We start from the raw sequence: 8,735 nt of genomic DNA on the forward strand, positions 1-8,735 counted from the left end.
GAAATATGAAAACCGCAATGGAATTACGCTCAGGTAACGTCGTCATGGTTGGTAATGACCCTATGGTTGTGCAGCGAGCAGAATTTACGAAATCTGGCCGTAACGCATCTGTGGTTAAAATGAAGCTGAAAAATTTGTTTTCCAGTACCACGACGGAAACGGTTTACAAAGCGGATGAGAAATTTGATTTGGTCGTTCTCGATAGAAAAGATTGTACCTACAGCTACTATGCCGATCCGCTCTATGTTTTCATGGATGCCGATTACAATCAGATCGAAGTGGAAGCGGACAATATGTCGGATGTTCTGCATTATCTGATCGATGGCATGACAGATGTTTGTCAGGTCACTTTCTACGATGGCAAAGCGATTTCCGTTGAATTACCGAATACGATTGTGCGGGAAGTGGAATATACCGAACCGGCAGTTCGGGGCGATACCACTGGAAAGATCATGAAACCAGCCCGGCTCTTGGGAACAGGCTATGAAATCCAGGTTCCCGGTTTTGTGGAAATTGGCGACAAGATCGAAATTGATCCGCATAACCACGAATTCAGAAAGCGTGTTTGATCAATCACTGTGATCTACCCAATAAAAAAGGTGACCGAGGTCACCTTTTTTATTGGGGTGCTAACTGGCGATGACTTGAATGTCCGGCTCAAGCGTTTTCAGCATGTTCTCAATTCCTCTCAGGGTGCCGGATATCGAACTGGGGCAGGTGCCGCATGCGCCTTGATAATGAATGCGCAAAATATTGCCTTCCAGTCCCAGGATATGCAAATCGCCGCCGTCGTGCTGTAAGTACGGACGCACTTCTTCATCCAATAGGACATTGATTTTCTCCAGACGCAATTGGTCTTCCGGACTTAAATCGGCGAGTGCACTACTAGCAGCCGCTACTGTTTCGGCGGATTGCGCCGTAGCGGCTGGCGCCGCACGGATAGGATCGGCGATTTCGCGTGCCAGATCCTGCCAATTGGCATCTCCGTCTTGGGTGACGGTGATCCATTGATCAATGTAAAAAACATTCGTGACATGATCGATGTCGAATAGCGCGGAAGCCAATGGATCGTCCTTGGCAGCTTCGGCGTTATCGTACGAACGTGCAACACCCCAAGTCAGTGGTTCCTTGAGGATAAACTTCAAGGCATTTTTATTCGGCGTACCTTCAATATCAGCAATTTTTGGCATTTTGATGGGTGGTAATATTGAATCCAACAGTTAATCGGTGAGGTTATACAGGGCCGTAATATGAGATCGAGTCAACATCATACGAACCTGGCGTTGAACGTTGTTTTGTTACATTAAGAATGATTCGGTATCGGTGGCGCGGAATCGTCTGCTTCTGTCGATGCGCCGTCGAGCGAATTCAACGCGGCATGTAATGTATGCCACGGTAAAATCGCGCATTTAACCCGTGTCGGCAGATCCCGTATGCCGGAGAAAACAGTCAATCGGCCCAAATGATGCGGTTGATTGGTATCCAGTTTTCCGGTAGCCAGTTCACGGAATTCATGAATCAGTATTTCCGCATTTTCACGCGATTTTCCCTTCACCGCCGCAGTCATCATCGAAGCGGATGCTTTGCAGATGGCGCAGGATTCGCCTTGAAACGCGATGTTATTGATCTGATCGTCTTCCAGTTGCAGCGTAATATCGAGGCGATCGCCGCAGAGCGGATTATGCCCGGTGGCATGATGGCTGGCGTGATCCAGCTTGCCGTAGTTGCGCGGTTTTCTGTTATGGTCAAGGATGACCTCTTGATACAGTGAATTGGTATGCATCATAAAAAAATCTTTTGGACAGTTTTAATGCCCGCCACCAAAGCATCAACTTCTGTTTTCTTATTGTAAAAAGCAAATGAGGCGCGTGAAGTGGCCGGTACATTAAAGCGTTGCATGACAGGCTGGGCGCAGTGATGTCCCGTGCGGACTGCAATGCCATCCTGATTCAAGATCGTACCGATATCATGCGGGTGAATGCCGTCGATGGCGAAGGAAATGACCGCTGTTTTCTCCGCGGCGGTGCCGATGATCCTGACCCCGGGGATGTCATTGAGACATGCCGTGGCATACTCCAGTAATCCTAATTCATAAGCAGCGATGTGTTCGATACCGATCGCCGTTAAATAGTCAACGGCTGCGCCGAAACCGATGGCGGCAGCGATGGGCGGCGTGCCAGCTTCGAATTTATGCGGAATGGTGTTGTAGATCGTTTTCTCAAATGTGACGGAAGTGATCATGTCACCGCCGCCTTTGAAGGGCTGCATCGCTTCAAGCAAAGCCGCTTTGCCATAAAGAATACCGACGCCGGTCGGACCGCACAGTTTATGGGCGGAAAAGACATAAAAATCGCAATCGAGCGCTTGCACGTCGATGGTGATATGCGGTGCTGCCTGCGCGCCGTCAATCAATACCGGAACACCGTGCCGATGCGCGAAATCGATCATTCCTTTGATGGGATTGATCGTGCCGAGTGCGTTTGATACGTGGATCAGGCCAACAAACTTGGTCCGTTCGTTAAATAATTTCTCATATTCATCAATCTCCACTTCGCCCTTGTCATTGATCGGAACAACGCGGATGGTTACGCCTTTCTCGTTAGCCAGCATTTGCCACGGTACGATGTTGGAGTGATGCTCCAATGTGGTCAGAATGATTTCATCGCCTGCTTTGATAAATTTCCGGCCATAACCATGCATCACCAGGTTAATGGAATCGGTCGTACCGCTGGTGAAAATGACTTCCCGGTCTTCGCGTGCGTTGATGAATTGCTGCAACTTGCAACGCGCGTTGTGATACTCCAGTGTGGCGACCTCGGATAAATAATGGACAGCACGGTTAATATTGGCATGCTGCGTCGTCTGATATCGCACCAAGCGATCAATCACCTGTTGCGGCATTTGACTGGATGCTGCATTGTCAAGGTAGACCAATGGCTTACCATCAATATCGAGCTGCAGAATTGGAAAATCGGCGCGAATCTTTTCCCAGTCTGGGCTGGAAGAAACGTCAGATTTCAATGAAGCATTCACGGGCGTCATGATGGGTTACTCTGTGTTTGATCGAGTACCGCTTGCTCGAGTTGCTGCCTAAGCGAGGAAACAGGGATACGGCTGATTATTTCGGCGCCAAAGGCATACGTTAATAAATTGCGTGCAGCCGTTTCTGACAACCCCCGGCTGCGTAAATAAAAAATCTCTTCCTGATCGAGCTGCCCGACCGTTGCGCCGTGCGAACATTTCACATCATCGGCAAAAATCTCCAGCTGCGGTTTGGTATCCACTTGTGCTGTTTTACTCAGCAATAAGTTACGGCTGGATTGAGATGAGTTAGTGCGTTGCGCCTGAGGGCGTACGATGATTTTTCCATTAAACACGGCGTGCGACGCGTCGTCGGCGATGCACTTATGCTGCTGATGGCTGGTGCCATTCGGTTTGGCATGATCGATACAAGTATGGGTATCGGCCAGTTGGCGATCCGATATCAATGCCAATCCGTCTATGCTGCATTCAGCTGCTTCATCGGTTAAGCGCACATCCAGGCTATAGCGGGAAATCTGCGATCCAAGCGAAATGCTGATCGATTGATAATTGCTGGCATGCGCTAACGATACCGCGCAATTCGCCAAATGAAAAGCTTTCGCGCTTTCGCGCTGCACGCGAATATGCTTGGCATGCGCATTACCGGCCAGATTGATTTCCGTGACTGAATTGGTAATGTAAGCAGCATGCTGAAGCGTGGCGTAGTCTTCAATCAACGTGACATGACTGCCCGTTTCGCCGATTAACAAGCAACGCGGGTAACTGGTAACTTCACGTTGTGTTGCTATGAACAGCAGGTGAACCGGTTCTGCAATGGCGGTATTTTTGGGTACGATGACGACAGCGCCATCCTGCAGAAAAGCGGTATTCAATGCGGCAAACACATTGTGGTCAAATGGCACGTGCTGACCTAAATGAGATTCCAGGATCGATGCCTGTGTAGATAACAATGCCGATAGATTACCAGCGATCAGTGCCGCAGGTTCGGCGATAGCCGATAATGACTGAGAGAAATGGCCGTCAACAAATACCAGGCGATTTTTTGCCTCATTCAGAAACAAATGCTGAATGTCTTCTATTTTTAGGGCCGAACCCGGTTGAGATGGCCGATAGGGCAGGGTAGTGAGCGGCGAAATATCCGTAAAGCGCCATTCCTCGTCACGCTTGGTCGGCAGTTTTTGTGTGCTGACGCAATCGATGGCCTGGGCACGCAATTGATTCAGCCAAGCTCGTGACTCAGCCGGCTTTGCCTGCCAGGACTTCAGCAGGCATTCAAGGTAGCTGGTATTGATCGCTTCACTCATGCGTTAACTCCGGCAACCGGCTGCTTGTTTGCAGTGATCCAGTCATAACCGCGCGTTTCCAATTCCAATGCGAGCTCTTTGCCGCCGGTCATGACAATACGGCCCGCCTGCATGACATGCACAAAATCCGGCACGATATAATCCAATAAGCGCTGATAATGGGTTACCAGAATCGTTGCATTGTCTTTGTTGGTAATCCGGTTAACGCCATTGGCGACGATTTTGAGCGCATCGATATCGAGACCTGAGTCGGTTTCATCCAGTATGCTCAATTTGGGTTCCAGTAAGGCCATTTGCAAGATTTCGTTACGTTTCTTTTCACCACCGGAAAAGCCTTCATTGACGCTGCGATCGAGAAAATCAGGTTTCATTTCCAGTAATTTCATTTTCTCACGTACAAAATCATCGAATTCGAGCGGATCCAATTCTTCTTTGCCGCGTTGTGTTTGCACCGTGTTATAGGCAAGGCGAAGGAATTGCGTGTTAGCTACGCCTGGAATTTCAATCGGATATTGAAAAGCAAGAAATAATCCGGCACGGGCGCGTTCTTCGGGGGGTAATTCCAACAAGTTTTTATCTGCAAATTGAATCGATCCGCCAGTGACTTCATATGCGGAATGACCAGCCAAGACTTTGGCAAAAGTGCTTTTACCCGATCCATTCAAGCCCATGATGGCATGTATTTCACCGCTTTTGACCGTGAGATCGATCCCTTTGAGAATTTCAGTGCCGTTGATGCTGGCGCGCAGGCCTTGCACCGAAAGGATGGTGTGGCTATTTGCAATAATCATCCGACACTGCCCTCCAGCTTGAAGCTCAGAAGCTTGGTGGCTTCAACCGCGAATTCCATCGGTAATTGTTGAAATACATCTTTGCAGAAACCATTGATAATCATTGAGACAGCTTCTTCGGCGTCAATGCCACGTTGTGAAAAGTAAAAGAGCTGATCTTCACCGATTTTTGACGTGGAAGCTTCATGCTCAACCTTGGCGCTGTTATTGTGCACCTGAATATACGGAAACGTATGCGCGCCGCATTGATCACCGATCAACATGGAGTCGCATTGCGAGTAGTTGCGTGCACCTTCCGCAGTTGGCGCGATCCGTACCAATCCGCGATAGCTGCTATTGGAATGACCTGCGGTGATGCCTTTGCTGACGATGGTGCTGCGTGTGTTTTTTCCAATATGAATCATTTTGGTGCCGGTATCAGCCTGTTGATAATTGTTCGTGACTGCGACCGAATAAAATTCGCCGACAGAGTTATCGCCGCGCAAAATGCAGGAGGGATATTTCCATGTGATCGCAGAGCCGGTCTCCACCTGCGTCCAGGAAATGCGCGAATTGACGCCTTTGGCCAATCCTCGTTTCGTGACGAAGTTATAGATACCGCCGACTCCATTTTCATCACCAGCATACCAATTTTGTACTGTTGAATATTTAATATCCGTATTATCCAAGGCGATCAGTTCAACAACAGCAGCATGCAGTTGATTCGTATCGAATCGCGGAGCAGTGCAGCCTTCTAGATAGGAAACGGATGCGCCTTCTTCCGCTATGATCAGCGTTCTTTCAAATTGCCCGGAACCTTCCGTGTTAATGCGGAAATAGGTGGATAAATCCATGGGGCATTTGACGCCTTTCGGGATGAAGCAGAAAGAACCATCGGTGAATACTGCGGAATTCAAAGCCGCGAAGTAATTGTCGCCAACCGGAACAACAGAACCCAAGTATTTCTGAATAAGCTCAGGGTGAGTATGTACAGCTTCCGAGATGGAACAGAAAATAATGCCTACTTCCGCCAGTTTCTGTTTGTAAGTGGTGGCCACTGAAACACTATCGAATATCACATCGACAGCGACACCAGCCAATGCAGCGCGTTCGTGCATCGGCACGCCCAGTTTTTCAAATGTGCGTAATAATTCAGGATCGACTTCATCCATGCTGGCCAGTTTTTTCTTCGGCTTTGGTGCTGAATAGTAGCTGATATCCTGGAAATCGATTTTTGGATAGTGCACGTTCTGCCATTCGGGTGCGGTCATAGTCAGCCATTTTTCATAGGCTTTCAGACGGAATGACAAAAGCCACTCGGGTTCATTTTTTTTAGCCGATATTAACCGGATTATTTCTTCATTTAATCCCTTAGGAGCGATATCGGACTCAATATCGGTAACGAAGCCATGTTTGTACGGTTGATTAACCAGACTTTGCAATACTGCACTCATTTGGTTTATTCCTTTTTAGTATCTTTTGTTTGAAACAGATCGCTTTGAATCTTAAATTGCCGGATACCTGGTTTGGTTAATTCGCAAATTGAGAAACCACTGTGATTGAAGTCGTTACTGCTTAAATCTTAGCAGATTCTTTAACACTGAAGCTATCTCCGCAGCCGCAGGTATTATCGATATTAGGATTGATAAATTTGAAAGAATGATTAAGACCTTCTTTGGTAAAATCAATTTGCGATCCGTCCAGATAAGGCAAGCTGTTTGTGTCTACAACAACCTTGGTTTCATGAGACTCGAATAATTGGTCATTCGAATTGATCTCATCCGCATAGTCAAAGGTATAAGCAAAGCCCGAACAGCCGGATTTCTTGATCCCGACGCGCAGGGCAAAACCCTTACCTCGTTTTGCAAGTTGTTGCCGGACATGTTTCGCGGCATTTTCAGTTAATGTAATTGGCATGACAGTTCAATTTTCTCAATTTAAAATCAGGTGCGATACTTTAATTTTATCAATTCTGTGCTATTAAACGGGCTTCAGATATCAGCGAAGTTACCGGAAAATTGGACACAGATTCAATTAAAATGTTCTGTAAAGTATTGTGATCTCATGGCAAATTGAGTGCTTTGATCAACTGGTTTCAATTTACGCAGCGGTTGATTCACGCATATCAAGGAGCGGCATAATGGTGCCATCCTATTGATTTATTTGATTATCAACCAGTTCTTTTAGTGTTACCGCACCCAGATATTCGAAAATAAGTTCATTTAATTTTGCCCATAAGTCATGTGTCATGCACTTTCCGTCGTTATGACAATTTTCTTTACCGCCACATTGCGTTGCGTCAATAGGCTCATCGACGGCGAGAATAATATCGGCCACCGAAACTTTGTCCAAATCTTTCGCCAGACAGTAACCGCCCCCGGGACCACGAACACTATCCACAAGCTCAGATTGGCGCAATTTTGCGAACAGCTGTTCCAAATACGAGAGTGAGATTTTTTGCCGCTGACTGATGTCAGCCAGCGTTACGGGATGATTGCTTTGTTGTAAAGCAAGATCTAATAGTGCAGTTACTGCAAATCTTCCTTTCGTTGTTAATCTCATGATTGACTCCTTGTAAGAATCGGGTGGGTTGATGGTTATATAAGATACTTGTCGTTAAATAATACTTGATCAATATAGTCAACTATACAATACCTGATTGATTTAGTCAACTATAAATCTTTTTTGTGCAAAGCTTGTAGAGATTCTTTGGGAATGCGCTCTTAACTGATGGTTAACTGCATGATAGATAAGTTAAAACAAAATGAATAAATTTGTTAGTGGGTAAGACTACAAATAGAACTAATTTAGCTATAATCATCAAGCTCTAAAATAACCTGAAAGATAAAAAAAGAGTGATCGGTATTTGTACATGTATACGCTTTTTTTGCTGACGTCGAGTACATGAATTCGTGATCGTTTTTGATAGTTTTATAAGCTTGGATAATCTTTAAATTATTTTGTTAAGAGGGAGAGGAATATGAGTATGGAAAGCGAGTTTAGAATGAGATTCGGAGGTTTTTGGAACTCCCTCATTTTGCTCTTTGTGATTATTGTTTGTCTTCGCTTCTCAAGTCTTGAGTTCGCTGACGAGAATCTGACCAAGCGCGTGTTTTGTGCGCTGCATCTGTTTCTAGGCTGTATTGCCACGGGTGTGTTGCTGGGGATACTAAAAATATTTTTGGCGTTTTCCAATCAAACATACACACGTGCGCCAGCATCGGCCAATTTTGCACGGGGCCTCAAATATGGCATAGTTGCCGGCGGTTTAATGATCCTCATTGTCGGTGTGCTGCAATTGAATAATTTCTTGGGTGTATTCCAACCTATATTCAATGGATTGTTGGCGAAATTGACTGCTATTTTTGTATAAGCAGTAAAGGGGAGGGCCAGTTAGAACGGCTGGCCTTTTCAATTTGAATATTGTCTTTCAAAGATTTTTTATCGTGTTTCGCTACCCGATGACTTTGTCATATCGAATTTTCTGAAGCTAGTAAGCATTATCTTTTTTGAGCACGATCCAGACGGTTTTGAAGATGATCCAGAGGTCGAGCCAGATGGACCAGTTTTTGAGGTAATAGAGATCGTGCTCGATGCGGGCTTTCATTTTTTCCAGCAC

11 protein-coding genes are annotated in these 8,735 nt (G+C 46.2%); 2 read left to right on the top strand and 9 right to left on the bottom strand.

Annotation, left to right across the window (positions count from 1 at the left end):
• Window positions 1–5 precede the first annotated feature (5 nt).
• Window positions 6–569: an elongation factor P gene (gene efp, locus BLU57_RS13450; protein ID WP_090321901.1), complete on the top strand. Its 564-nt coding sequence runs from the start codon at window positions 6–8 to the stop codon at window positions 567–569.
• Window positions 570–629: 60 nt separating this feature from the next.
• On the opposite strand, the gene BLU57_RS13455 is transcribed toward efp, so the two are convergent.
• From BLU57_RS13455 to iscR, 8 genes are all read right to left on the bottom strand, one after another.
• Window positions 630–1,190, bottom strand: a complete 561-nt coding sequence (locus BLU57_RS13455) for a NifU family protein (protein ID WP_090321904.1) — start codon at window positions 1,188–1,190, stop codon at window positions 630–632.
• Window positions 1,191–1,303: 113 nt separating this feature from the next.
• On the bottom strand, window positions 1,304–1,783 hold the full coding sequence (gene sufU, locus BLU57_RS13460) for a Fe-S cluster assembly sulfur transfer protein SufU (RefSeq protein WP_090321934.1): 480 nt from the start codon (window positions 1,781–1,783) through the stop codon (window positions 1,304–1,306).
• Window positions 1,783–3,042 carry a cysteine desulfurase gene (locus tag BLU57_RS13465; protein ID WP_090321908.1) on the bottom strand — a complete coding sequence of 420 codons (1,260 nt, stop codon included), beginning with the start codon at window positions 3,040–3,042 and terminating at the stop codon, window positions 1,783–1,785. Before BLU57_RS13465 ends, sufU begins: the two co-directional genes overlap by 1 nt.
• Entirely contained in the window at window positions 3,039–4,346 is a 1,308-nt protein-coding gene (sufD, locus tag BLU57_RS13470; protein WP_090321911.1) for a Fe-S cluster assembly protein SufD, read from the bottom strand. The genes BLU57_RS13465 and sufD overlap by 4 nt, the downstream gene beginning before the upstream one ends.
• The gene (gene sufC / locus BLU57_RS13475) at window positions 4,343–5,137 is read right to left on the bottom strand and encodes a Fe-S cluster assembly ATPase SufC (protein WP_090321914.1); all 795 of its coding nucleotides are present in this window, start codon (window positions 5,135–5,137) and stop codon (window positions 4,343–4,345) included. The genes sufD and sufC overlap by 4 nt, the downstream gene beginning before the upstream one ends.
• Complete coding sequence (sufB, locus tag BLU57_RS13480; protein WP_090321918.1) at window positions 5,134–6,570, bottom strand: Fe-S cluster assembly protein SufB; 1,437 nt, start codon at window positions 6,568–6,570, stop codon at window positions 5,134–5,136. The genes sufC and sufB overlap by 4 nt, the downstream gene beginning before the upstream one ends.
• Before the next feature lie 121 nt (window positions 6,571–6,691).
• Window positions 6,692–7,033, bottom strand: a complete 342-nt coding sequence (locus BLU57_RS13485) for a HesB/IscA family protein (RefSeq protein WP_090321920.1) — start codon at window positions 7,031–7,033, stop codon at window positions 6,692–6,694.
• Between the two features lie 234 nt (window positions 7,034–7,267).
• Window positions 7,268–7,678 carry a Fe-S cluster assembly transcriptional regulator IscR gene (gene iscR, locus BLU57_RS13490; RefSeq protein ID WP_090321922.1) on the bottom strand — a complete coding sequence of 137 codons (411 nt, stop codon included), beginning with the start codon at window positions 7,676–7,678 and terminating at the stop codon, window positions 7,268–7,270.
• Between the two features lie 418 nt (window positions 7,679–8,096).
• Here iscR and BLU57_RS13495 point away from each other — a divergent pair, with 418 nt between their 5' ends.
• Window positions 8,097–8,489 (top strand): hypothetical protein, encoded by a 393-nt coding sequence (locus BLU57_RS13495; RefSeq protein ID WP_090321924.1) that lies wholly within the window; start codon window positions 8,097–8,099, stop codon window positions 8,487–8,489.
• A 117-nt stretch (window positions 8,490–8,606) separates the two neighbouring features.
• On the opposite strand, the gene BLU57_RS13500 is transcribed toward BLU57_RS13495, so the two are convergent.
• Window positions 8,607–8,723 carry a sugar transferase gene (locus tag BLU57_RS13500; protein WP_371113171.1) on the bottom strand — a complete coding sequence of 39 codons (117 nt, stop codon included), beginning with the start codon at window positions 8,721–8,723 and terminating at the stop codon, window positions 8,607–8,609.
• Window positions 8,724–8,735 lie beyond the last annotated feature (12 nt).

Source organism: Nitrosomonas oligotropha, from assembly GCF_900106555.1.
Taxonomy (GTDB): Bacteria; Pseudomonadota; Gammaproteobacteria; order Burkholderiales; family Nitrosomonadaceae; genus Nitrosomonas; species Nitrosomonas oligotropha_A.

Coding starts and splice junctions, on each gene's coding strand:
- efp (WP_090321901.1), top strand. CDS start 6: ATGAAAACCGCAATGGAATTACGCTCAGGTAACGTCGTCATGGTTGGT.
- BLU57_RS13455 (WP_090321904.1), bottom strand. CDS start 1,190: ATGCCAAAAATTGCTGATATTGAAGGTACGCCGAATAAAAATGCCTTG.
- sufU (WP_090321934.1), bottom strand. CDS start 1,783: ATGCATACCAATTCACTGTATCAAGAGGTCATCCTTGACCATAACAGA.
- BLU57_RS13465 (WP_090321908.1), bottom strand. CDS start 3,042: ATGACGCCCGTGAATGCTTCATTGAAATCTGACGTTTCTTCCAGCCCA.
- sufD (WP_090321911.1), bottom strand. CDS start 4,346: ATGAGTGAAGCGATCAATACCAGCTACCTTGAATGCCTGCTGAAGTCC.
- sufC (WP_090321914.1), bottom strand. CDS start 5,137: ATGATTATTGCAAATAGCCACACCATCCTTTCGGTGCAAGGCCTGCGC.
- sufB (WP_090321918.1), bottom strand. CDS start 6,570: ATGAGTGCAGTATTGCAAAGTCTGGTTAATCAACCGTACAAACATGGC.
- BLU57_RS13485 (WP_090321920.1), bottom strand. CDS start 7,033: ATGCCAATTACATTAACTGAAAATGCCGCGAAACATGTCCGGCAACAA.
- iscR (WP_090321922.1), bottom strand. CDS start 7,678: ATGAGATTAACAACGAAAGGAAGATTTGCAGTAACTGCACTATTAGAT.
- BLU57_RS13495 (WP_090321924.1), top strand. CDS start 8,097: ATGAGTATGGAAAGCGAGTTTAGAATGAGATTCGGAGGTTTTTGGAAC.
- BLU57_RS13500 (WP_371113171.1), bottom strand. CDS start 8,723: ATGAAAGCCCGCATCGAGCACGATCTCTATTACCTCAAAAACTGGTCC.